General features: G+C 61.0%; 18 protein-coding genes. 4 read left to right on the forward strand and 14 right to left on the reverse strand.

Annotation, left to right across the window (positions count from 1 at the left end):
- Positions 1 to 14: 14 nt before the first annotated feature.
- Complete coding sequence (locus tag HW556_RS05690; protein WP_176898828.1) at positions 15 to 1,754, reverse strand: phospho-sugar mutase; 1,740 nt, start codon at positions 1,752 to 1,754, stop codon at positions 15 to 17.
- 372 nt (positions 1,755 to 2,126) lie between these two features.
- Complete coding sequence (hppD, locus tag HW556_RS05695) at positions 2,127 to 3,260, reverse strand: 4-hydroxyphenylpyruvate dioxygenase (protein WP_176898829.1); 1,134 nt, start codon at positions 3,258 to 3,260, stop codon at positions 2,127 to 2,129.
- Between the two features lie 224 nt (positions 3,261 to 3,484).
- Here hppD and HW556_RS05700 point away from each other — a divergent pair, with 224 nt between their 5' ends.
- The 3 genes from HW556_RS05700 to HW556_RS05710 all read left to right on the forward strand — a co-directional run bounded on the left by HW556_RS05700 (position 3,485) and on the right by HW556_RS05710 (position 5,251).
- Complete coding sequence (locus tag HW556_RS05700) at positions 3,485 to 3,871, forward strand: hypothetical protein (protein ID WP_176898830.1); 387 nt, start codon at positions 3,485 to 3,487, stop codon at positions 3,869 to 3,871.
- A gap of 105 nt (positions 3,872 to 3,976) precedes the next feature.
- Positions 3,977 to 4,330 carry a DUF952 domain-containing protein gene (locus HW556_RS05705; protein WP_176898831.1) on the forward strand — a complete coding sequence of 118 codons (354 nt, stop codon included), beginning with the start codon at positions 3,977 to 3,979 and terminating at the stop codon, positions 4,328 to 4,330.
- 111 nt (positions 4,331 to 4,441) lie between these two features.
- Positions 4,442 to 5,251, forward strand: coding sequence for a hypothetical protein (locus tag HW556_RS05710; protein ID WP_176898832.1), 810 nt, complete (start codon positions 4,442 to 4,444; stop codon positions 5,249 to 5,251).
- A 66-nt stretch (positions 5,252 to 5,317) separates the two neighbouring features.
- On the opposite strand, the gene HW556_RS05715 is transcribed toward HW556_RS05710, so the two are convergent.
- Positions 5,318 to 7,240 carry an ABC-F family ATP-binding cassette domain-containing protein gene (locus HW556_RS05715; protein WP_176898833.1) on the reverse strand — a complete coding sequence of 641 codons (1,923 nt, stop codon included), beginning with the start codon at positions 7,238 to 7,240 and terminating at the stop codon, positions 5,318 to 5,320.
- 226 nt (positions 7,241 to 7,466) lie between these two features.
- Between HW556_RS05715 and HW556_RS05720 the strand changes: the two genes are divergently transcribed.
- Entirely contained in the window at positions 7,467 to 9,131 is a 1,665-nt protein-coding gene (locus HW556_RS05720; protein WP_176898834.1) for an ArnT family glycosyltransferase, read from the forward strand.
- A 132-nt stretch (positions 9,132 to 9,263) separates the two neighbouring features.
- On the opposite strand, the gene lysA is transcribed toward HW556_RS05720, so the two are convergent.
- The 11 genes from lysA to HW556_RS05775 form a co-directional block, all read right to left on the reverse strand.
- Complete coding sequence (lysA, locus tag HW556_RS05725) at positions 9,264 to 10,412, reverse strand: diaminopimelate decarboxylase (protein ID WP_176898835.1); 1,149 nt, start codon at positions 10,410 to 10,412, stop codon at positions 9,264 to 9,266.
- A 203-nt stretch (positions 10,413 to 10,615) separates the two neighbouring features.
- Entirely contained in the window at positions 10,616 to 11,947 is a 1,332-nt protein-coding gene (locus HW556_RS05730; protein ID WP_176898837.1) for an aspartate kinase, read from the reverse strand.
- A gap of 338 nt (positions 11,948 to 12,285) precedes the next feature.
- Positions 12,286 to 13,644, reverse strand: coding sequence for a M28 family metallopeptidase (locus HW556_RS05735; RefSeq protein ID WP_176898839.1), 1,359 nt, complete (start codon positions 13,642 to 13,644; stop codon positions 12,286 to 12,288).
- Positions 13,645 to 13,813: 169 nt separating this feature from the next.
- Positions 13,814 to 15,046, reverse strand: coding sequence for a beta-ketoacyl synthase N-terminal-like domain-containing protein (locus tag HW556_RS05740; RefSeq protein ID WP_176898841.1), 1,233 nt, complete (start codon positions 15,044 to 15,046; stop codon positions 13,814 to 13,816).
- The gene (gene bioA / locus HW556_RS05745; protein ID WP_176898843.1) at positions 15,039 to 16,361 is read right to left on the reverse strand and encodes an adenosylmethionine--8-amino-7-oxononanoate transaminase; all 1,323 of its coding nucleotides are present in this window, start codon (positions 16,359 to 16,361) and stop codon (positions 15,039 to 15,041) included. Before bioA ends, HW556_RS05740 begins: the two co-directional genes overlap by 8 nt.
- A gap of 61 nt (positions 16,362 to 16,422) precedes the next feature.
- Positions 16,423 to 17,043, reverse strand: coding sequence for a dethiobiotin synthase (bioD, locus tag HW556_RS05750; protein WP_176898845.1), 621 nt, complete (start codon positions 17,041 to 17,043; stop codon positions 16,423 to 16,425).
- Between the two features lie 52 nt (positions 17,044 to 17,095).
- A complete protein-coding gene (locus HW556_RS05755) occupies positions 17,096 to 17,491 on the reverse strand; it encodes a hypothetical protein (RefSeq protein WP_176898847.1) in 396 nt (131 codons plus the stop codon).
- A gap of 328 nt (positions 17,492 to 17,819) precedes the next feature.
- Positions 17,820 to 19,778 carry an LTA synthase family protein gene (locus HW556_RS05760; protein ID WP_176898849.1) on the reverse strand — a complete coding sequence of 653 codons (1,959 nt, stop codon included), beginning with the start codon at positions 19,776 to 19,778 and terminating at the stop codon, positions 17,820 to 17,822.
- Positions 19,779 to 19,961: 183 nt separating this feature from the next.
- Positions 19,962 to 20,561 carry an SMI1/KNR4 family protein gene (locus HW556_RS05765; protein WP_176898851.1) on the reverse strand — a complete coding sequence of 200 codons (600 nt, stop codon included), beginning with the start codon at positions 20,559 to 20,561 and terminating at the stop codon, positions 19,962 to 19,964.
- A gap of 131 nt (positions 20,562 to 20,692) precedes the next feature.
- The gene (gene ald, locus HW556_RS05770) at positions 20,693 to 21,847 is read right to left on the reverse strand and encodes an alanine dehydrogenase (protein ID WP_176898852.1); all 1,155 of its coding nucleotides are present in this window, start codon (positions 21,845 to 21,847) and stop codon (positions 20,693 to 20,695) included.
- A gap of 243 nt (positions 21,848 to 22,090) precedes the next feature.
- Positions 22,091 to 22,864, reverse strand: coding sequence for a DUF1573 domain-containing protein (locus HW556_RS05775; RefSeq protein ID WP_176898853.1), 774 nt, complete (start codon positions 22,862 to 22,864; stop codon positions 22,091 to 22,093).
- Positions 22,865 to 22,980 lie beyond the last annotated feature (116 nt).

Consider the following 22,980-nt stretch of genomic DNA (forward strand, 5'->3'; position numbering starts at 1 on the left):
TGTCAGCTAGTAGCTTATGCGAGCTGCATGTCCTGGATGATGCGCTGGATTTTCTCGTCGGCGAGGCGGGTGGCCAGATCGAAATCGACGGCGGAGGCAAGGGGCTGCTTCACGCTGAAGTAGAACTTGATTTTGGGCTCGGTGCCGCTAGGGCGGGCCGAAATCTTGCTGCCATCTTCCAGGATGAACTGGAGCACATTGGAGCTTTCGAGGCCGGTTTCGGTTTCGAGGCCGGTGCGTAAGTCCTTTATTTTACCGGTTTTAAAGTCGCGCATTTCCACTACCGGCTGGCCGGCTAGGTTGGCGGGCGGGTTGGCCCGTAGGTCGCGCATCATCTCCTGGATTTCCTCGGCCCCGCGCTGGCCTTTTTTGGTGATGGAAATCAGGTGCTCCTTGTAGAAGCCGTAGCGCAGGTACATGGCCACCATTTCTTCATACAGCGTGTGGCCCTGGTCTTTGGCTACGGCGGCCATTTCGGCCAGCAGCGCGCAGGCCGAAATAGCGTCCTTGTCGCGCACGAAGTCGCCGAGCATGTAGCCGTAGCTTTCCTCGCCGCCGCCCACGTAGGTTTCCTGGCCTTCCAGCTCCCGGATGATGCCGGCAATGTACTTGAAGCCCGTCAGCGTCCGGTAGGCCTTTACGCCTTGGTAGCGGGCAATGTCGCCCAGCACCTCGCTCGTGACAATGGTGTAGACGATGAAATCCTTGTCGGTAGCCTTGCCGGCCTGCTTGCGGGCCGAGAGCACGTAGTGCGTGAGTAGGGCGGCCGTCTGGTTACCATTGACGAGCACCCACTCACCGGCCGGGTTTTTCAGGGCAATGCCCACGCGGTCGGAGTCGGGGTCGGTAGCCAGCACGATGTCGGCGTCGAGGGCCTGGGCTTCATCGAGAGCCATCTGCATGGCCGCCTGTTCCTCGGGGTTGGGCGACTGCACAGTGGGGAAGTTACCATCGGGCGTCGCCTGGGCGGCCACGATATGCACGTTATCGAACCCGAGCTGGGCCAGGGCCGGTGGCACCATCGTAATGCCGGTGCCGTGGATGGGCGTGTACACTATTTTTAGGTCGTGCTGGCGCCGGATGGCCTCGGGGTTGATACTCAGACCTTTCACCTTCGCCAGATAAGCGGCATCGAGCTCGGCCCCGATAAGGTGAATGCGGCTGGGCTCGGGCTGGAACTTCACTTCCCGCACCGAGCTGATGGCGTCCACTTCGCGGATGATGTTCTGGTCGTGCGGCGCTACCACCTGCGAGCCATCGGCCCAGTACACCTTAAAGCCATTGTACTCCTTGGGGTTGTGTGAGGCCGTAACTACGCAGCCGCTCTGGCAGCCCAGCTCGCGGATGGCAAACGACAGCTCGGGCGTGGGCCGTAGGGCTTCAAACAGGAAAACTGTAATGCCGTTGGCCGAGAAAATATCGGCCGCAATGCGTGCAAATTCGGGGCTATTGTGGCGCGAGTCGTGGGCCACGGCCACCTTTATCTCCTGGCCCGGAAACGACTGGAGCAGGTAATTGCACAGGCCCTGGGTGGCCATGCCCAGCGTGTAGCGGTTCATGCGGTTCGAGCCCGCGCCCATCACGCCGCGCAGCCCGCCGGTCCCAAATTCCAGGTTGCGATAGAAGGCGTCGGACAGCTGCTCGTGCTGGCTGTCGTCGGCCAGCAGTTGCCGGATTTCGGCTTGCGTAGCGGCGTCGTAGTCGTCGGTCAGCCAGCCATTTATTTTGGTTTGCAGGTCAGAGGAAAGCGGCATTGGTTTAGAGCTTAGTTGTTAGGGCTTAGGTTTTAGGTCGGGCAGCCAGTTTGGTGCTTCGGGCTGTTGGATTGGTACTCAACGCAAGTTGCGAAGAACGGTGTAGGGGCGGGGCTTGTCCCTGCGCGCCATTAAACGGTTGCTGTCGAATAAAGTCGGCACGCTCGTCCCACGATTCCGTTCCTGCGGCGGGCGGGGACAAGCCTCGCCCCTACACCGTTCTTCGCAACTTGCGTTACTTAAATGACGAGCGAAGCAGCTACAGGGGGTAAGAAGTGACGGGCCGCTAATGTATAGTGCTTAGGTTGATGACCGAACAGCGCGTTCAATCATCAGCCTAAGCACTGCGCACTAACGACTAGGCGCTAAACCTTACAGGTTGCCCCGCAGGCCCTGCTCGCGCTCAATGGCCTCAAACAAAGCCTTGAAGTTGCCTTTGCCGAAGCTCTTGGCTCCTTTGCGCTGGATGATTTCGTAGAACACGGTGGGCCGGTCCTCCACCGGTTTGGTGAAAATCTGGAGCAGGTAGCCCTCCTCGTCGCGGTCGATGAGCAGGTTCAGGGCGCGGACGCTTTCGAGGTCCTCGTCGATGTGGCCCACGCGCTCCAGCAGGTCGTCGTAGTAGGTGGCGGGCACGTTGAGGAACTCCACACCGCGGCGGCGAAGCTCCGTTACCGTCGTGCGGATGTCGTCGGTGAGCAGGGCCATGTGCTGCACGCCGGGGCCGTGGTAAAAGTCAAGGTACTCTTCAATCTGGCTCTTTTTCTTGCCTTCGGCGGGCTCGTTGATGGGGAATTTTACGAAGCCGTTACCGTTGCTGACCACCTTGCTCATCAGAGCCGAATACTCGGTCGAAATATCGTCATCATCAAACGTGATGAGCAGCTTGAAGCCCAATACATCCTCGTAGAACTTCACCCACTGGTTCATTTCGCCCCAGCCCACGTTGCCCACGCAATGGTCGACTACCTGCAGGCCCACCGGGTTGCCCTGGGGCACGTTGCTGGTGCGCGCCACGAAGCCCGGCAGAAACGGCCCGGTATAGTTGCTGCGCTCCACGAAGGTGTGGATGGTTTCGCCATAGGTATAGATGCCGGCCAGCGTGACTGAGCCGTTTTCATCCTCAATGGTATAGGGCTCGAAAGCCACTTTAGCACCGCGCTTGGTGGTTTCCTCAAACGATTTGCGGGCGTCGTCCACCCACAGGGCCATCACCTTCACGCCGTCGCCGTGCTGGGCTACGTGGCGCGTAATGTCGGAATCGGGAAGGAGGGAAGTGGTGAGCACCAGCCGGATTTTGTTCTGCTGCAGCACGTAACTGGCCCGGTCGCGCACGCCGGTTTCGGGACCGGCATAGGCCACTAGCTCGAAGCCGAATGCAGCCTGGTAGAAGTAGGCCGACTGCTTGGCGTTGCCGACGTAGAATTCGAGGTAATCGGTGCCGTTGAGGGGCAGGAAATCTTCGGCCGGATGGGCCAGTACGGCCGGGGAAGTCATGGTTTGCATAGAAGGATGGCTTACGTGAGCGGGGAATTAGTTGGGTTGGGTAAAAATACGGGTTTTTAACTTCCGGTTTTTGCTGTGTGGCTTTTTGCTGCCGGTTTGAGGCATATCAGGGAGAGCCCGCGGAAGCCTAAAAGAGCTTGCTAAAATCCATAAACAAACGGGCATCAACTGAAAACCAAACCTCAGTTCTTACCTTTGCCAACGAACCTATTGCCATTCGACCTATGAATTCGGAAGAGTTGAACAAAGCCCTCGTGGCCCTTATCGATAAGAAAGCCGAGCTGCAGAAACTCACCTACGATGATGCCCGCTACGACGACATCGAGGAGGAACTTCATGACCTGGAGGACGACTTCAACGAGGAGTATGGCCCGTTTCTGGAAGCCGCCCTCGAGAAAGTGCATGACGAGCTTAGCTCCGACACCGATGTGCTGTTGCCCACGGCCTACCTGCCCGTCGGCACCAGTACCAAACCCACTCCCAAGGAGGGCGTCTGGATTGATTCGGAGAAATATTCGGGCAAGGAAGCCCGCCTGACGCTGGTGCCCAACCCCGTCCGCCTCGTGCTCACGGTAGGCAAAGCCGTGCAAGAGGACGTGTGGAAAGCGTAAACTCCACCGAGTAAAAGGTTAACGAGCAAAAGCGAAACGGGAGCAAGCGGCCAAGGTCGTTGGTTCCCGTTTTATTTTTGCTCGTTAACCTTTTAGTTTGAAACTATGCTCTACCGCATCAGCCAGCCCGACGATTGGCAACGGGCGCAACAGAACGGCTTTTTTGCCAGCCCCGACCTGGTGGCCGAAGGATTCATACATGCCTCGGAGCTGGCGCAGGTACTGGAAACGGCCCGGCTTTACTACGCCGATAGCCCCGGGGCGCTGCTGCTGGAAATAGACGAAGTGGCTCTGCTGGCCACCGGGGTGCGGGTGGAGCGCGAGTGGGCTGCGGGGCGGCAGGCATGGTTTCCGCACGTGTTCGGGCCGGTGCCGTTGGCAGCCGTGCGCCGGGTGTGGCAACTGCCGGTAGCCGCCGATGGGAGTGCCGCGCTGCCGCCGGAACTGGTGGAACAGTAAGGATCTGAAAGAAAGGATAAAAGCGTTATTATTATTGCGCAAACCCACTATATAGCGCCGGGACGGTAAGACCACACTGGTATTTATCTGCCGATTCTAAAGTGCCGTTTTATGTCCTCAACAACTACTGTTTCGCCTTTGCTGCGCCGGCTGCCGGGCGGTTGTTCGGCACTGCTATTGGGGGCTTTGCTGACGGCTTGCGCATCCAGCCAAACACTGAGTATTGTGCCGGCCGGTTGGGGGAGATTCCCGGTCACAAGCCTGATCAGCCACCCCGACAGCGTGTACGTGCGCTTCCATTTCGTGCGGGCCGACCCGAAAGAGCTGGTTTTTGAGGCCGAGTTCAGCAACGCTGCCAACCACCCGGTTACTATTGACCCAGCCAGTTTCTACTTCCTGCCATTGCCCGACAGCGCGGCCAAACCTGCCGCCGTTGCGGCCGCTTCCCCGGTTTCTGCGGCGAGCCGCCGGCTGGCTTTCAACCCCGAAATGCGGCTGGACTCGCTGGCCCACCGCCGCGACGAGCTGGCCGATAAGGCAAGCCGCGTTAGTCTGGTAGAGGTGCTGCTGCTGGTGGCCAGTACGGCCGAAAATGTGGCCAGCGTCAACAGGCGCGAAACGCCTATTGAAAGAACCAGCCGGCAGGTGCGGCAGCAGGGCGGCCAGGTGTTTTTTGAGGTGCAGCGGGTCGTGCGGGCCGCGCAGGCTCAGCAGCTGCACACCACCGTTGCGGAACAGTCCGTGAGCAGCCTGCGTCGCGCCACCCTGCAGACTGGCGACCGAGCCGTGGGCCTCGTGTACTTCCCCCGCCTCGATGCGGCCCGGCAGCTACGGTTCGTGCTGGCCTTCGACGAGCAGCCGGTTTCGTTCGATTTCACGCAGGAAACCCGAAAGCTGAACGGGAAACAAGCAAACCCCTGAACGTACAGCGGCCCGCCCGAACAGCTTGGTTCGGGCGGGCCGCGTCGGGCATATAGCACGCGTGAGCTATACCAGCTCGGCTAGCTCCAACCAGCGGAGCTCTTTGGTTTCCAGCTCCTGGGTGAGGGTCCCGAGGCGGGCGCCCCAGGCCGCAAACTCGTCGGCGCTGCCGCTGCCGCCGTTCAGCTTGCCGGTTACCTGCTGCTTCTCGGCTTCGAGGGCCGCCATGTCCTTTTCGAGCTGCTCGTACTCGCGTTTTTCGGCGTAGGAGGCGCGGCGTTTGGGGGCGGCAGCCGGCGCAGACGCTGCGACTGGCGCGGGCTTGGCGGCTTCAATTTTAGCCTCAGCGCGGGCGGTTTTAGCGGCTTTTTCTTCCTCTATCAACGCGGCTTCGGTTTCGCGCTCGGCCAGGTACTCGCGGTAGTCGGTGTAGTTGCCGGGGAAGTTGAGCACGGCCCCACCCGGCTCCAGCACAAACAGGTGCTCGGCCAGTTGGTCGAGGAAATACCGGTCGTGACTCACGATGAGCAGGCAGCCGCCGAAATGCAGCAGGAAGTCTTCCAGGATGTTGAGCGTGCTCAGGTCGAGGTCGTTGGTGGGCTCGTCAAGAATCAGGAAGTTGGGGTTCTTAATGAGTACGCGCAGTAGCTGCAGGCGACGCTTTTCGCCCCCGCTCAGCTTGTTTACCAGCGTGTACTGCTGGGCCGGCGGGAACAGAAACAGGCTCAGGAACTGGCTGGCCGTGAGCACGTCGCCGTTGGCCAGCTCCACTACTTCAGCCACTTCCTTCACGATGTCAATTACGCGCTGAGTGGGGTCAAACTCCAGCTCCGTCTGGGTGTAGTAGCCAAACACGGTAGTCTGGCCGACTTCAATGGTACCGGAGTCGGGCGCGAGCTTGCCCGTGAGCATGTTGAGCAGCGTGGATTTGCCCGCGCCGTTGGGGCCCACGAGGCCAATGCGGTCCTTCTTCTTGAACACGTAGCTGAAATCGTCGAGCACCACATTGTCGCCGAATGTCTTGTTCAGGTGGCTGGCTTCGATGATTTTACCGCCCTGGCGGGTGGTTTTCACGCTCAACTCCACGTTCTGCTTGCTCAGGTTGGTGCTGGCCTTTTCCTTCGTGATGTAGAAAGCGTCGATGCGGGCCTTCTGCTTGGTGCCGCGGGCCTGGGGCATGCGGCGCATCCACTCCAGCTCCTTCTTAAACAGCTGGCGGGCCTTTTCTACCTCGGTGGCCTGGCGCATTTCGCGGTCGGCTTTTTTCTCCACGAAATAGGCGTAGTTACCCTGGTAGCGGTACATCTGACCCTTGTCGAGCTCCACGATTTCGTTGGCCACGCTGTCCAGAAAATACCGGTCGTGGGTGACCATGAGCAGCGTGAGGCTGGGGGAGGAGAGGCGGTTTTCGAGCCACTCAATAGTGGCTAAGTCCAAGTGGTTGGTTGGTTCGTCGAGCAGCAACACATCGGGCTCCTCGATGAGCACGCGGGCCAGGGCCACGCGCTTGCGCTGCCCACCCGAAAGCTTGCTCACGTTGCGCGTCAGCAGCTCGCCCAGAATGCCGAGCCGGCTCAGAATCTGCTGTACCTGCGCCTCATAGTCCCAGGCCTGCAGCGAATCCATGCGCTCGAGCACCCGCTGGAGGTCGTCGGCTTTGTGGTCGGGGTCGTTTACCACATGCTCGTATTCCTTGATGGCCTTGAGCGTGTCGTTCTGGCTGGCGAAGATGGTCTCTTCCACCGTCATCGTTTCATCGAATACCGGCTGCTGGCCCAGGTAAGTTACCCGGATGCCCTTGCGTACGCTCACCAGGCCGGTGTCGGGGATTTCGAGGCCCGCCAGAATGCGCATCAGGGTGGTTTTGCCGGTACCGTTGATGCCCACAAAGGCCACCCGCTGGCCCTGGAGCAATCCGAAGTTCAGGTCTTTAAACAGCCAACGGTCGGCGTAATTTTTGGAAAGATTTTCCGCGGAAAGAAGATTCATGCCGCAAAGGTACGGCGGTGAATCGGGTGATGGGGTAATGAAGTAAAGAGAAGGTGAGGGAAAAAGAACTGTCATGCTGAGCGAAGCCGGAGACGACGTCGCAGCATCTCTACCGCAATAGTAAAATTGGGGTCAGGATTGGCATTGCAGTAGAGATGCTTCGGCTGAGCTCAACATGACGTTCTCCCTACCTTTGTCCTTCCCATCACCTCATTCGTCGTCACATATGCCTTTCCCCATGACTTCGCGCCGCTGGCTGTGGCTGTTTCTGCTGGTGCTGGGCGGGGCCTTTTGCTGGCAGCTGGGCAGCTGGGGGCCGTTGGACAGCAGCGAGGCCCGCTACGCCGAAATCGGCCGCGAAATGCTGACGGGCGGCGACTGGCTGCACCCGCGGCTTTTGGGCATTCAGCACTTTCATAAGCCGCCGCTCACGTACTGGCTCACGGCGGCAGGCCTAGGGCTGTTTGGCGTGAATACGGTGGGTGTGCGGCTGCTGCCGGTGCTGGCGGTACTGCTGCAAGTGGGGCTGGTGTACGCGCTGGGCCTGCTGCTGTTTGGCAACGACCGGGCCCGGGCGCTGGCCGCGGCCGTCATCTACGGCACGCTGCCGGTCGTGCTCATTTCGGCCCTCAACGTCACGACCGATGTGTACCTGGCCACCCTGGAGCTGGCCGCCGCCTACGGCATTCTACGCTACTACCACGACGGCGGCCGACGCTGGCTGTACCTGTTCTGGCTGGGGCTGGGTCTGGCATTTCTAACCAAGGGCCCGGTAGGCTTCGTGCTGCCGCTGATGGCCGTGGCGGGCGCCTACTTCCGGGTGCCGGCCGCCGAACGGACGGGACCAGCGCGGCGGCCGTTCACGGTGCATCATGTGCTAGGGCTGGGGCTGTTTTTGGTGGTGGGCCTGAGCTGGTACGGCTATCTGGTGGCCGAAAACCCGGCTTTCGTGCGCTACTTCTTGTATGAGCACACGGTGGAGCGCTTCGCCAGCGCAGATACCTTCAACCGTAGCAAACCCTGGTGGTTTTACCTACTGCTGGCTCCGGCTGTTAGTTTGCCCTGGGCGGTGGCGCTGGTGGTACGGGCTGCGCGCACACCATGGGCCACGGTGCCGCGCCAGTGGCGCAACGTGCTTATTTTCTGGGTGCTGGTGCCGCTGCTGTTCTTTTCGCTCTCCAGCTCCAAACTGCTGTTTTACGTGCTGCCCATTTTTCCGGGCGTGGCGTTGCTGACTACTTATTACTTGGGTCGCTGCACCGAGGCCATGCTCCACCGCTGGTACGTGGGCATTCTGGCCTTCTTCGGGTTGTTGCTGGGGGCATTATGCGTGTTGCCGATTTTTGCAGCTGTATTCGAGCTAGGGCTGGAGTTGCGCCCGCTTACCTCGCTCTGGCCAGCTGTTGGTGTAGTTGTGCTGGTGCTCACGCTTAGTATGTGGGACCAGGTGCGCATTGCGCCCCGGCTGCTGGCTGGCACGGTCATTTTTACGGTCTTTCTGCTGCTGTCGGCCAAGCCTATTATGCAGCAGAACGAGCTGACCTTCAACGGTAGCCGCCCGCTGGCCGAGTTCATCACCCAACAAGGTCTGCAAACCCGCCCGATAGTGGTGTACAACCAGTTAATGCCCTCTTTGGCTTTCGAGTTGGGCACGCTGCCGGTGTTTCTCCACGACGGCAACATTAATCTCGACCGCGAAACCAAGTTCGAGCCCGGCACCAGCTGGCACCGCTACCTGCTTTACTTCGACCAGTCAGAAGCCGAACTCCACTGGCTGCTCGCCAGCAAACCGGTGCTGCTCATAAAAGGCGAGCTGAGACCCGAGCGCAACTGGCTACTGCAAAGCTTTACCCATCAGGAAAAGCTGGGCGAGTGGACGGTATATTGGTGAGAATAGAACTGAACGAGGTAGGAGCGGGGCTTGTCCCCGCCCGCCGCGGGGACGGGTGCCGTGCCCATCACCGATAGCACGGCAACCGTTCCCGCGGCGGGCGGGGGCAAGCCCCGTTCCTACGTCGTTCATTTACTGCCCGCTGTACACTGCCGCTGCCTTTTCGCGCAGGTTGTAGCTTGATGACATGACCTCGCCATAGGCGCCGGCCGAGCGGATGGCCAGTAGGTCGTGGCGCTGGGTTTCGGGCAGCAGGCGGGCCCGTCCGAACGTGTCGGTCGATTCGCAGATGGGCCCCACCACATCGTAGGCTAGCTCGGGCAGCTGGCTGCTGAGGTTTTCGATGTGGTGGTGGCTGCCGTAAAGGGCCGGGCGCATCAGTTCAGTCATGCCCGCGTCGAGAATAGCGAAACGCGTGTGCTGGCTTTCCTTCACATAAAGCACCCGGCTGAGCAGCGTGCCGCACTGCGCGACCACCGAGCGGCCCAGCTCCACGTGTATCTGCTGGCCTGGCCGCCGCTGCAGGTGCTGCTCAAACATGCCGAAATACGTCTGAAAATCAGGAATCGGGTACTCGTTGGGTTGCTCGTAGCTGATGCCCAGGCCGCCGCCCACGTTGAGGTGGGGCAGGCGGTGGCCGCGGTCTTCGAGCCAGGTCTGCAGGTCGTTGAGCTTGCGGCTGAGGGCGGCAAATACGCTCATTTCCGTTATCTGCGAGCCGATGTGGGCGTGCAGGCCCAGCAGCTCCACATTAGGCAGCTGCTCCAGCTGCTCCAGCACGCCGGCCAAATCGGGCAGACTGATACCGAATTTGTTGGCATCGAGACCCGTCGTGATGTGGGGGTGCGTGTAGGCATCCACGTTGGGGTTGATGCGCAACGCCACCCGGGCCCGGCGGCCCTGGGCGCGGGCCAGCTCATCGAGCACCCGCAGCTCGGGCACCGACTCGGCATTAAAGCAGAAAATATCGGCCTCCAGGGCCAGGTTTATCTCAGTGTCTGACTTGCCCACGCCCGCAAACACTACGTCATCAGCCCCGAAACCGGCCTCCAGGGCCCGCGCCACCTCGCCGCCGCTCACGCAATCGGCACCCAGCCCGGCCTGCCGGATGCGTTCCAGCACGGGCAGGTTGGTGTTGGCTTTAAGAGCATAATGCACCCGGAAATTGCCCGGCCGAGCGGCGGCCGTCAGGGCCGCCAGCGTCTGGTCGAGCAGGCCGAGGTCGTAATAGTAAAAAGGAGTAGGCTGATTCAGAAACTCAGCTGGAAGCTGGAAAGGCATGGAGTTGGATGATTAAGTTGTGATGGGCTGGGGTTGTTTGAGCAAGTGGGCGTTGGCACATGAATCCTGTCATGCTGAGCGAAGCAAAGCGTAGTCGAAGCATCTCTACCGCTTCGTTACAGTCATCCGGGTTACTACTACAGTAGAGATGCTTCGACTACGGCTTGCGCCTTCGCTCAGCATGACAGGAGTTTCTGTCTCCGCTATTTCCGCTCCTCAAACAGCCCCGCATTCAATGCCCGTAACGCGCGCACTTTGTCTTCGGTGCTCACCAGAATGCTGATATTGTTGGGCGAGCCGCCGTAGCTGATCATACGTACCGGCACGTCGCGCAGGGCGGCGAAGGCCCGGTGGGCGCTGCCGTTGGCGTCCTGCGTGAGGCTGCCGACAAGGCAGATGATACTCTGGTTTTCATCAACTGCCACCGCGCCGAAATCCTGCAGCTCGGCCACAATCTGGGGCAGACGGCCGGCATCGTCGATGGTAAGCGACACGGCTACTTCCGAAGTCGTAATCATGTCGATTGCGGTGCGGTGGCGTTCGAACACCTCGAACAGGCTCCGCAGAAAGCCGTGGGCCAGCAGCATCCGGCTCGATTTCACGTTGATGGCCGTGATGCCGTCTTTGGCGGCAATGGCCTTGATGGACCCGGAGCCGGTGCGCGCCGAAATGAGCGTGCCGGGCGCGTCGGGCTGCATGGTGTTCAGCAGGCGCACCGGAATGCCGTGCGCCCGCGCCGGCAGCACCGAGCTGGGATGCAGGATTTTGGCCCCGAAATAGGCCAGCTCGGCGGCCTCATCAAACGATAGCTCCCGCACCGGATAGGTGCCGGCCACCACCCGTGGGTCGTTGTTGTGCAGGCCGTCAATATCGGTCCAGATCTGGATTTCCTCGGCCTGCAGGGCCGCGCCAATCAGCGAGGCCGAGTAGTCGGAGCCGCCGCGCCGCAGGTTATCAATGCGGCCGTGGGCGTCGCGGCAGATGAAGCCCTGGGTGATGAACAGCGCGTCGTTGGGGTAGGGGGCCAGCGCGGTGGCCAGCCCCTGCCGGATGGCGGCGACATCCGGCTCTCCGTCGGCATTGAGGCGCATGAAATCGAGGGCGGGTAACAGCACGGCCGGGCGGCCTAGCACCGTCGTTACGTAGCCGTACATCAGCCGCGTGCTCAGCAATTCGCCCTGGGCCAGGATGACCCGCTCGCCCTCGGCTGTCAGCGGCAGGTTGGCGGCCAGCTCGTGCAGGGTCTGGAATGATTGGTCCAGCGTCGGCCAGAAAGAAGCCGCCTCAGTTGCGCCGAGCAGTTCGTGGGCCACCGCTTGGTAGTGTTGGCGTAGCTGTTCGAGGTGGGCGGCTGCCGGGGCGGCGTTGCGGGCGTACAGCAGGCCGGCCAGCTCGACCAGCGCGTTGGTAGTCCCGCTCATGGCCGACAGCACCACCAGGCGCCGCTGCAGGTGCGGCGCGTGCATCAGTTCTGCCACCTCGCGCATCCGGGGCGCCGACCCGACGGAGGTACCGCCAAACTTTAAAATCTTCATAAGAACTACGTGTGGAGCGAAGCGCTGCTTTGCCCAAGCCAAAAAAAGCGCCGACCCTTGAGAGGACCGGCGCGAAAAATGTTCAAAATCAGGTATAGTGAACTAGTGCGACGGTCGGGTCGGGGTGCGTTTCTTCGATTTCTTGCTCATTGGCCGGCTGCTGCCCACCTGCTGCCCGCGCAGCCCTGCATCCCCAGCCGAAAGGCGGTTGAAACAGAAGGAAGCACAACAGAAAATAGATGTTAGCATAGTAGCAGGCCGGCACACCCGGCGCATTTGCGGCCGCAAGTACGCTCCGGATACGGGATATTCAAGAAAAGGAAAGGAAAAAGCCGGCCCTATCGCACTGGCACGGGCATTACCGGCAGGCTTTCGTGGCCCTCGGCATCCACGCTCACCACCCCAAACAGGAAGTTGTCCTTGTTGTAGGGCAAATCGGCTTTGAGGTCGGTTACAAAGAACTTCTGCTCCCATTCGGAGGCGTTGGTGGGGCGCATGAGTATGTAGTAGCCAGCCGGTTTTTCGCCCGCGGCGGGTGCTTCCCACTGCAGTTCGGTGCGGTTGGTGAGCTTGGCCGTGAGCACGCCCACGTTGCGTGGGGCGGCCGGGGCCAGCGCCAGGCTGGCCAGCGTGGCCAGATTTACGCCGGTGTTTTGGCGCAGGTAGGCGAAGTCCATGAACTTGGCCAGGTCGCCGTATTCCTCACCATTTTCGGTGCGCAAATCCTGGTGCTGGTGGCGAAAATCCTCGTTCACCTCCGTAAAGCGCACCGCCGTGAAGCCCTGCTGATTGAAGGGCGTGTGGTCGCCGCCGCGTAGGAAACGGTCGGGGCGGTACACCAGCACTACCTCGTGGCCGGGCACGTACTGCTTGGTGGCCTCGCGGGCGTAGCGGGCCAGCAGACGGCTGGGCGAATCGTTTTCCGAGCTGAGCGTGCGGCGCATGCGGGCTTGCTCAGGTGTTTCGCTGGCCGGAATGCCTTCGCTGAGCACGCGCAGCTGGGTGGTGTTTTTGATGGTCGGGTCGTGGCCGGTTGAGTTGCCCACGATGTCGTTGTTGAGCATGGCCACCAAGTTCCAGCCCTCCTTTTTGGCCCGCTTGGCTAGGTGGGTCGAGCCATACAAGCCCTGCTCTTCGCCCTGCACCGCCACGAAAATAATGGTGGCCGGAAACTGCTGCTGGCTCATCACGCGGGCCAGTTCCATCACGGCCACCGTGCCCGAGGCGTCGTCGTTGGCGCCGGGCGCGTCGGCTGTGGCGTTCATGACGTCGCTCACCCGCGAGTCGATGTGGCCGCTGACGATGAACACGCGGGTGTCGGTGGGGTCGGTACCGGGCAGCGTGGCCATCACGTTGGCCATGACCACAGGCGCGTTGATGCGGCGGCCGTCGGGCTTGATGGTAAACGTATCCTGCTCGACCTTAAGCCGGCCGCCGCTGGCCTTGCTGTATTTGCGGAACTCGCTTTCCACCCAATTCCGGGCCGCCCCAATACCGCGCTTCTTGCTCTTGGTATCAGACAGCGTATGGCGTGTGCCGAAGCTCACGAGCTTGTCCACGTCGTCGCGCAGATTCTTTTCCGACACCTGCTGGACCATTTGCAGGATGAGCGGGTTGGGCGTGGTAGCGGGCTTGGTCTGGGCGAAAACGGGCGCGGTCAGGCCCAGGCCGAGCAGCAAAAGGAGGGAGCGGGACATAGTGGAGAAGTGGTTGGAACAGGAAATATAAGGCGGAGTGAGGGGATATAATGCGAAGCTCCCGCTTCGCATATCGTTGCTGAACGCCAGAAGACGTCATACCGCGGTATGCGGAACTGCCGGAACTGCAACGGTTTCGTGCAACGATACGCGAAGCGGGAGACTCGCGCTACATGCCCATAGACACAACCACACTCGCCGCGTTGCCCCCGAAGCCAGCAGCATTCACCAGAACTCGCCGCACGGGCAGCGTGCCCGGGCCGTTTACATCGGTAACGAAGGGTGGCGTGGGCCAAGTTTGGGTTTGGAGTACGTGCAGGGCAAAGTCCAGGCTGAGCGCGGCCGAAGCGCCCAGCGTGTGGCCCAGCAGCCATTTGTTGGAGAGTAATAGCGGCAGTTGCTCTCCGAACACAGCCCGTAATGCGACCCGCTCGGCCGCGTCGCCAGCCGGAGTGCCGGGCGAGTGCAGCACTACCGCATCAATATCGGCTGGAGCCGTGCCCGCCTGCTGTAATGCTGTGCGCATGGCCTGTTGGAAATGCTGGCCGTCGGCCGAAAGTCCGGTTTTGCTGCCTAGCCCTTCGAAGCCGAAGCCCACGCCGTCGAGCAGCAGCGCACTTTCGCCCGCCGCCTGCAATGCGGCCCGGCTCCCGCGTTCCAGCACGAACACGGCCGCGCCCTCACCCAGCACAAACGTGGAGGGCCGGCCCGCGCCCGGCCGGCAGGGCCAGGGGGCGGCCGTGAAGGGCGAGTAGATGCCGATAGCCCGCATCTGGGCCAGCGTGAAGGCCGTGAGCGGAGCTTCGGTACCACCGGCCAGGAACCGGTCGGCCATGCCGGCACGCAGCCAGGCCACGGCGTTGCCCAAGGCCTGGAAGGCGCTGCTGCAGGTGCTCGAATGACTCAGGGCCGCCGCGCCTGTCTGCCCAGCATCGAAGGCCACCCAACTGGCCACGTTGCCCAGCGTGGTGAGGGGTGAAGCGGCGGCCGGTACGCGCCCTTCCATCATAAATGCCGCATGAAACTCCTCCAACCGCCCCGTAGCGCCCCGGCTGCTCCCGATGCTGACGGCTAGATTATCGGCTGCCAGTTGCCAGTTGTCAGTTGCTACGTTATTATCACTGCTGGTGCTGCCAACCGACAACCGACAGCTGGCTACTGCCAGCCTCGCAGCCAGCATGGCCAGTAGCACGGTGCGGTCGAGTTGGCGGTACGCCGAGTGGGCCTGGCGCAGCGCGGCCACGGCGTCCTCGGCCTCAGCCGGCAGGGCTGCTACGGGTAATCCCGCCGCATGCGTGCTGAAAGGCGAAGCGGGCGCGTTCCAATCGGCTCCCAGCCCCAGCGCCGATACCCGGCCCCGACCCCGGATGACGATTACGGTGTCCGAAGCGCGGTTAGTCATGCAGAATGTGGGGCAGATTGGCGGCGGGCACGAAGTCGAGCACTAGCTCGCGCATCTGGCGCAACACAGCGTAAAGCAGCTCCAGCTCGGTATCGGTGGTGCAGTAGGGCGGCAGCAGGTACACCACGTTGCCCAGCGGGCGCAGCACAATGTGGTGGTCGAGGGCGAGTTGGTAGAAGGCGTCGCGCAGGCGGCTGAAGTAGCTGGTGCCCTCGCCCGGGTCGTACTCCACGGCCAGAATGGTGCCCCGGTGCCGTACCGCCCGGATGCCCGGCTGAGCCTCAATCTCGGTTCGGAAAGCGGCGTGGGCGCTGGCGATACGCTGGCGCTGGCTGGTGCATTCATCAGTGCGGGTGAGCTCCAGGCTAGCCAGGGCGGCGGCGCAGGCCACGGGGTTGGCCGTGTAGGAATGGCCGTGAAACAGCGCCCGCATCTTGTCGTCGCTCAGGAAAGCATCGTAAATCGGGGAGGCGCAGGTGGTGAGGCCCATGGCCAGGGTGCCGCCGGTGAGGCCCTTGGAAAAGCACATCAGGTCGGGTTGTTCGGTTAGCAGGCTGCTGGCAAACAGCGGTCCGGTGCGGCCGAAACCGGTCATCACTTCATCGGCAATGCAGAGCACGCCGGCCGCGTGGCAGCGGCGCAATAGTTCGCTCAACACCTCGGGCTCGTACATCACCATGCCCGCCGTGCCTAGCACTAAGGGCTCAAAAATGAAGCCGGCCACTTCAGGCTTTTGCAGGACTTCGTCGAGCTGGGCCAGTACTTCCGCCTCGCGGCCCGGCACCGGCACATCGATAAACTCCACGTCGAACAGCAGCGGCCAGAAGGGCTCGGTGAAAGCCCCGCGGCTGCTCACGGCCATGGCCCCAAATGTGTCGCCGTGGTAGGAATTGTTGAAGCAGATGAATGTCCGCCGCTCGGGCTGACCCTGGTTATGGAAGTACTGGAGCACCATTTTCAGGGCTACTTCCACGGCCGTCGAGCCGTTGTCGGAGTAGAAGGCCCGGGCCTGGTTTGCGGGTAGGATTTCCAGCAGCTGCTCGGCCAGCTCCACGGCGGCCGGGTGGGTGAAGCCGGCAAACAGCACGTGCTCCAAAGTGCGCAGCTGCTCGCTTACGCGGGCCGCAATGTGCGGGTGAGCATGCCCGTGCAAATTCACCCACCACGACGAAATAGCGTCGAGGTAGCGGGTACCGTCTTCGGCTACCAGCCAGCTGCCCTCGCCCCGCATGATGGCAATGGGCAGCGGAGCGGTCTGCATTTGGGTATAAGGGTGCCACAGCACGGCGGCGTCGCGTTCAGAAAGGGTAGGCATGGGGGCAAAGGTAGGCCCGATACCGTTTCCCGCAGAGGACGCGGTGTTTTCGCGGGATACGCTACCCCTCAAACCACGCCCGGTACTCCGCCGCGTACCGCGCCACCACCGTCGCCGACACCGCCGGCTCCTCCAGTATCCGCGGCAGCACGGGCCCGTCGTAGTAGCTCAGAATAGCCTCCTCGGTTGCCGGGTTGGGCACTCCGTTGAACACGAGGCCGCGCACCGGAATCTGCCGGGCTCGCAGCGCCTCCAGCGTGAGCAGCGTGTGGTTGATGCTACCCAGATAGTGCCGCGACACCACCACCACGGCCAGCCCCAGCCGCTGCACCAAATCGGCCACCGAGAAGCCGGGGGCCAGCGGCACCAGCAAGCCGCCCGCGCCTTCTACCACGAGGTGGTTGGCCGTGGCCGGCAGCTTGAAATCGTCGGGCCGCAGCGTGATTCCCTCGGCAGCGGCGGCGGCGTGGGGCGAGGCCGGCAGCGCCAGCCGGTACCGCTCGGGCCAGAAGCGGCTGACAGAGTTCGGGACGAGCCCACGCACCGTGCCCGCATCGGTAGTCGGCGTGAGGCCCGCCTGCACGGGCTTCCAGTAATCGGCCTGCAAAGCCTCGGTAAGTATGGCCGCCACGAGCGTTTTGCCCACGTCGGTGCCGATGCCGGTGATGAAGAGGTTTTCCAAAGGCGGGAAGTCAGGCGGGGTGCAACGGTAACGAGTTCTTTACAAGAACAACTTATTTCTTCAGCAGCTTATACACATCTTCAGAATCAGCGCCCAAATCCCTCGTAAACTCAAGCTTGCTGCCATTAGAAACCAGCTTGTATTCTCCTGATAGGATGAGCGTCCAATCAAACTCCGCTGTCCAGGGGCAGGCATTTTCGAAATTGATAGTATTGCCCTTGATGGTGTAGGTTCCACTACACAAGGCCGGGTATTTTTGGACTTGACTTTCCCCGCTCCAGTTTCCGTCTGAAAAAGTGATAGTCACGTTGGAAATTGCTCCCCCAGCCGATGTCAGCCTCTGAAACGTGCCAATGTAAGTGCCTTCCGGAATAACACTCGGCTCAGTTTTCTTGCAGGAAGTCGTGAGAAGTAGCAGAAGCAAGAAAGAAAGGAGTACGTGTCTCATCGTATTGAATTGAGGGAGGCAGTAAGATGCTACTTGCTGGAGGCCGGTTCTGCTATGAAAGTTGCATTCTCGTTCTTATTGTAAGAATTTTCCATCACTTGCCATTAGCCACTTAATTTCCCAGCACAATCCGGTTAGCAACTGCTGGATTTAGGCCAGGGATATTGCTAGTAATCAGTCTGATGTGAAGGCGCATCTCCACGCCTGTCCGTTAAGCAAAACTGGCTGAACGGCACGGATTACGAGACGTAAAGATGCGTTTATACAGTAGCCTACCAACTTGCTAACCTGTTTCCTAACCTGTCTCGTTATCTAGATGAGCAGGCCCTCATTTATATAGCGTATTATCGGCCAGCCCATTCAGATAGAACTGCACGCACGCCTTCAACTCGTTGCCGTACTGTCGCAGCTTGATGGGGTTGGGGCTGGCGAGTGGGGCGGCGGGCAACTGGTGGCGGCGGTAGGGATAGAGGCGCACTTGGTTGTCAGCCGTCAGTTCGGTTACGTAGTCGGTGTGGATGAGCCAGTAGCTGCCGCCACTCAGAAACAGGGCGCGCCCGGCAGTGCCGGAGTCAAATACTGAGGAGCCGAAGGGCAGCAACTGCCCCTCGGCGGGTAGGCCTAGTAGGTCGAGCACGGTGGCCGGTACGTCGGCCTGCTGGCTGATGCGGGGCTGGGAAATAGCCGGCAGCGACTGGCCGGGTGCGAAGAGCAGCAGCGGCGTTTTGTACTCGCCCAGCAGGTTCTGGTAGTCGGGCGCGTCGGACTGCGAGGTATGGTCGGCCAGCAGAATGAAAAGCGTGTTGGTGTACCAAGGCTGCTGCCGGGCCGTGGCGAAGAACCGGCGCAGCGCTAAATCGGTGTAGGCAATGGTGGGTTGAATGGCCAGCTTGCTGGTGGGCAGCTTGCCCTGATATTTGGCCGGCAACCCAAACGGCTCGTGGGCGCTGAGCGTAAACAGCGTGCTGAAAAAGGGCTGCTGCTGCCGGCTCAGCTGCTGGCTGAAATACTGCAGATACGGCTCATCGAAAATGCCCCAGTGACCGTCGAAATCGGAGCTGTTGGCCGCGCCGGGATACTCATCAAGCCCAAAGTACTGCTGCATGCCAGTCATGCCGCCGAAGGTGTTGAAGCCCATTGTGCCGTTTTGGGCACCATGAAACAGGCTGGTTTGGTAGCCGTGGCGAGCCAGGATGCTGCCCAGGCCGTGCAACTCATCGGTCTGGAAATCGGAGGTAATGAACGAGCCTTCCATCAGGCTCGGCAGGCCCGCCAGCACGGCCGGCAGCGCCTCGATGGAGCGGCGGCCGTTGGCGTAGTGGTCGGGTAGCAGCAGCCCGCCGCCGCGGGTGGCCAACGAGTCGAAAAAGGGCGTGTAGCCGCGCCGGCCGGGGTTTTCGACGCCGGTATACTCCGAGCTGAAGCTTTCCAAAATCAGGATGACCACGTTGCGGCCCGGCAACGGCGCGGTAGTTCGCTTCGGCAGTGGCCGGGCCGCCAGCGCCGTCTGTAGCTGTTGGGGCGAATCGAAGTAGTTTTTGCGCTCGGGCACAGCATAGCCCAGGCTTTTGAGGAAGGTAAAGGTGCTGTTGAGCGCCAAGTGCCCCAGTACGGCTGGTTGCTGCACGAAAGCGGCCCCGGTGCGCAACGGCTTCAGTTGCAACCCGCCCCGAATACCTAGAACTGCCAATAGGGCTATAGCTACAAGCTGCAAGCTGTAAGCTGTAAGCTTTTTTCTCCACTCTTTAGCAGTGTTCGTCTCTCTACCAACTTGAAGCTTGAAGCTTGTGGCTTGGAGCTTTTTATGCGCTTGCGGCTCCTCAAGAGGCATCGGATAGAAGTACCACAGCGTGGCCAGCAGCGCGCCGAAAGGCAGCAGTAGCCACCAATAGCTAAGCAGCAGCTGGCCCGCTTGCCGCTGCACATCGGCCCCGATGGTGCTCAGCTCGTTACTCGTGCGCCGGCCGATGAAGCGAAAGTACTCCCAATCCACTAGGTTCAGCAACAGTCCGAAGCCGTTGAGCAGCAGGTATACCGCCCGCGTCAGCCGCTGCCAGCTCCGGCCCCGGCTGGGCACCAGACTCAGCAGCAGCCACGGGATATTGAGCAGCAGTAGCGCCGACAAATCGAACCGGAATCCGTGCCAGAACGCCAGCACCACCTGCCCCGCCGGGGCCTGCCGGAACGCGCCATAGTTCAGCCCGAAAAAGCCCGCCCGCAGCAGCACGTACGCCCCCAGCAACAGCGCAAAACGACGGACAAGCAAACGCAGAAACTCGGTGGGCATATGCTAATAGAGCAGCAGTAGAAAGTGGCGTGGGGATATTGAACGGGTAGGGGTGGGGCTTGTCCCCGCCCGCCATTGAACGATTCAAACCCGGACCGTTTAACGGCGGGCGGGGGTAAGCCCCGCCCCTACATCGTCCAGTATATTTCGACGGTTTCGGCTAGCGGTAGACATATACAACCTCTACAGCGGCACCAGCTTTACAGCTTGCCCATCGGGCAAATCTTTTATCTGGCGGTAAAAATCGGCCAGCCAAGTCAGCCGACTAACTACAGGTACAGGTTTGGCCACGGGTGGGGTTATGGCGTTGCTAGCAATGCACAGCGGCGGATACAAACTCAGCAGTTGCCCCGGCTGCAGTACGCCGCCAGCCTGCTGGAAGGAGCGGAGCGGCTCCAGGCCCAGCGCATCCATCGGAAACTTCTCGGCCCCGAACAAAAAGTGCTTGAAGTCCACATCGAGGTCGGCCAGCTCGCCGGTTTCGGTATCGAGCAGTAGCACGGCGTCGCCGCGCAGCAGAAACTGATTTCCCACGCAATCCTGGCCGAACGGAATGTCGGACTTGCGCAGTTCGGCATAGGTGCGCCACAGGGCCCGCTCGCCCTGCCAGACCTGAGCCAACGCGTGCCAGCCCGGCGCGGCTACGCAGCCCCGGATGTGTAGCCCGCCAAAGTAGGCCACCACGCCGTTCTGCGCCCGCAAAAATGCCTGTAGGTAGGTCGGCAGCCGCGCCAGCGTCACGAGGTCAGTCAGCTCGCCGCCGGTATAGATGATTCCTTTCATATGGTGTCAGATGCTAAGCTAGCGCCTGTTTCTCGAGGGTTCAGCCCCACAAAACGGGCGCGGCATATTCCTACAGAAAAGCCTTTCCCGCACGAGTCGGGAAAGGCTTCTCAAGGTAACAGGCAGTGAAATTATACTGACAGGAAAGTGCTTTCCTCGAACATTACATTCTCGTTGAGCACCTGGTTGACGTCGGTCAGCTCCAGGCCCCAGGCGTCGGCCACACCTTTGTACACCACCTTGCCATTCACCACGTTCAGACCCAGACGCAGATCTTCGTTGAGCAGGCAGGCCATGCGCCAGCCCTGGCTAGCCAGCTTGAGAGCGTAGGGCAGCGTAGCGTTAGTGAGGGCCAGCGTGGAAGTGTAAGGCACCGCGCCCGGCATGTTGGCCACGCAGTAATGCACAATGTCGTCGATGATGAAGGTCGGGTCTTCGTGGGTCGTGGGCTTGCAGGTTTCGATGCAGCCACCCTGGTCCACGGCCACGTCCACGAGCACGGTGCCCGCTTTCATGGTCTTCAGCATGTCGCGCGTAATGAGGTGCGGAGCCTTGGCGCCCGGAATCAGCACAGCCCCGATGATGAGGTCGGCCGTTTTCACGGCAGCGCGGATGTTGTACTCGTTGGAGTACTGGGTGGTCACGTTCTTGGGCATGAAATCATCCAGTTCCCGCAGGCGGTTGAGGTTGATGTCCATAACGGTTACCTGCGCACCGAGGCCGGCGGCAATTTTGGCGGCCTGGGTGCCCACAATACCGGCGCCGAGCACCAGCACTTCGGCTGGCTTCACACCGGGTACGCCACCGAGCAGAATGCCACGGCCCTTCAACGGCTTCTCCAAGTACTTGGCACCTTCCTGCGGGGCCATACGGCCGGCCACCTCGCTCATCGGAATGAGCAACGGCAAAGCGCGGTTCGGCGACTCTACCGTTTCGTAGGCCAAGCATACCGCCTTGCGCTCGATCATGGCGTGGGTCAGGGCCTCGCCCGAAGCGAAGTGGAAGTAGGTGAACAGCAGCTGATTCTCCTTGATAAGCGGGTACTCCGAAGCAATCGGCTCCTTCACCTTGATAATCATCTCGGCCTTGGCGTACACATCCTCAATGGTGGGCAGCATGCTGGCGCCAGCCTGCTCGTACTCCTCATCCGAGAATCCGCTGCCTTCGCCGGCCGTAGCCTGCACGTACACTTCGTGGCCGTACTTCACAAATTCGGCCGCCCCGGCGGGCGTTAGGCCCACCCGGTTTTCGTTGTTTTTAATCTCTTTTGGAACACCAATCAGCATGGCTGGCAGCAATAAAAGTGGGTGGGTGGAAATGGGTGGGTTAACAGGCCGCAAAGATAGGCACGCCAGTAGTTAGAAGCTAGGATATGGAAGGGATGGGCGAGAGGTGAGAAAAAGAACGTCATTCTGAGCGAAGGCGCAGCCGTAGCCGAAGAATCTCTACCGCTTCGTTGCCACTGACAGGATTACCATTGCAGTAGAGATTCTTCGACTTCGCTCAGAATGATGCCCTTTTTCTCACTACTACTTAAACGGCACCGAAGTCCCGCTTTCCTTCAGCATGCTACCGGCGTTCAGGTCTTTTACCAAGTCGGCCGTAAACGTGAGTTTGGCGTCGCCGGTCAGGTCGTTGCTGGTGATGACAACAGCCTCCTGCTGCTGGCCCACCCGGCGCTGGTTGTACACCAGTTCCACCACGGCCGTTTCGCCGGGCTTGATGGGGGAGGGCACGTTCTTATAGCCCACGCAGTAGCACCCCGACGTAATGGCGCTCAGCACCAGATCCTGCTTGCCACTGTTAGTTACCTTGAAGCGGGCCGTGAGTGTCTGGCCGGCTTCGGCCTTGCCGAAATCGTGGCGGGCGCGGTCCAGCGTCAGGCGCGGCGACTGGGCCAGTTGGGTGGGCGTGAGTCTGGAGCGCATCTGCTCCTTGTTCAGCACATTGCCCTTAATGGTAAGCACGGCACTGGGCGTAGTGGCGTTGCTGACCACCGTTACGGTTTTGTTGAACACGCCGGGCCGGCCGGCGCTGCTGTACACGGCCTTCACCATGCCGCTTTTGCCGGGCAAAATGGGCGTTTTAGTCCAGTCGGGCGTGGTGCAGCCGCAGCTGGCCTGCACGTTGGCAATGATGATGGGCTGGTTGCCCGTGTTCTTGAACCGGAACTCGTGGGCCGCCATTACGCCCTCCGGAATGGAGCCGAAATCGTGCTGCTCGCCCTGGAAGGTGAGCACGCCCTGGGCGCGGGCGGCCGTGAGCGTAGCAATGCTAAGGAATAGGAAAAGCAGGTGTTTCATAGGAGAAGATTTTGGGAAGTCGAAAGCACTTACCTGACGTTGTTGTTAGCCGATCAGTTCGCCGACCTTACACAATCAAAGATACTCAACGAAATACACCCGCCGCGGCATCGGCC

Origin of the sequence: Hymenobacter terrestris (assembly GCF_013377905.1) — a bacterium.
Taxonomy (GTDB): Bacteria; Bacteroidota; Bacteroidia; order Cytophagales; family Hymenobacteraceae; genus Hymenobacter; species Hymenobacter terrestris.

What these genes read in the sequence shown, in the direction of transcription:
- HW556_RS05690 (WP_176898828.1), bottom strand. Translation starts at nt 1,754, where the DNA reads ATGCCGCTTTCCTCTGACCTGCAAACCAAAATAAATGGCTGGCTGACC.
- hppD (WP_176898829.1), bottom strand. Translation starts at nt 3,260, where the DNA reads ATGCAAACCATGACTTCCCCGGCCGTACTGGCCCATCCGGCCGAAGAT.
- HW556_RS05700 (WP_176898830.1), top strand. Translation starts at nt 3,485, where the DNA reads ATGAATTCGGAAGAGTTGAACAAAGCCCTCGTGGCCCTTATCGATAAG.
- HW556_RS05705 (WP_176898831.1), top strand. Translation starts at nt 3,977, where the DNA reads ATGCTCTACCGCATCAGCCAGCCCGACGATTGGCAACGGGCGCAACAG.
- HW556_RS05710 (WP_176898832.1), top strand. Translation starts at nt 4,442, where the DNA reads ATGTCCTCAACAACTACTGTTTCGCCTTTGCTGCGCCGGCTGCCGGGC.
- HW556_RS05715 (WP_176898833.1), bottom strand. Translation starts at nt 7,240, where the DNA reads ATGAATCTTCTTTCCGCGGAAAATCTTTCCAAAAATTACGCCGACCGT.
- HW556_RS05720 (WP_176898834.1), top strand. Translation starts at nt 7,467, where the DNA reads ATGCCTTTCCCCATGACTTCGCGCCGCTGGCTGTGGCTGTTTCTGCTG.
- lysA (WP_176898835.1), bottom strand. Translation starts at nt 10,412, where the DNA reads ATGCCTTTCCAGCTTCCAGCTGAGTTTCTGAATCAGCCTACTCCTTTT.
- HW556_RS05730 (WP_176898837.1), bottom strand. Translation starts at nt 11,947, where the DNA reads ATGAAGATTTTAAAGTTTGGCGGTACCTCCGTCGGGTCGGCGCCCCGG.
- HW556_RS05735 (WP_176898839.1), bottom strand. Translation starts at nt 13,644, where the DNA reads ATGTCCCGCTCCCTCCTTTTGCTGCTCGGCCTGGGCCTGACCGCGCCC.
- HW556_RS05740 (WP_176898841.1), bottom strand. Translation starts at nt 15,046, where the DNA reads ATGACTAACCGCGCTTCGGACACCGTAATCGTCATCCGGGGTCGGGGC.
- bioA (WP_176898843.1), bottom strand. Translation starts at nt 16,361, where the DNA reads ATGCCTACCCTTTCTGAACGCGACGCCGCCGTGCTGTGGCACCCTTAT.
- HW556_RS05755 (WP_176898847.1), bottom strand. Translation starts at nt 17,491, where the DNA reads ATGAGACACGTACTCCTTTCTTTCTTGCTTCTGCTACTTCTCACGACT.
- HW556_RS05760 (WP_176898849.1), bottom strand. Translation starts at nt 19,778, where the DNA reads ATGCCCACCGAGTTTCTGCGTTTGCTTGTCCGTCGTTTTGCGCTGTTG.
- HW556_RS05765 (WP_176898851.1), bottom strand. Translation starts at nt 20,561, where the DNA reads ATGAAAGGAATCATCTATACCGGCGGCGAGCTGACTGACCTCGTGACG.
- ald (WP_176898852.1), bottom strand. Translation starts at nt 21,847, where the DNA reads ATGCTGATTGGTGTTCCAAAAGAGATTAAAAACAACGAAAACCGGGTG.
- HW556_RS05775 (WP_176898853.1), bottom strand. Translation starts at nt 22,864, where the DNA reads ATGAAACACCTGCTTTTCCTATTCCTTAGCATTGCTACGCTCACGGCC.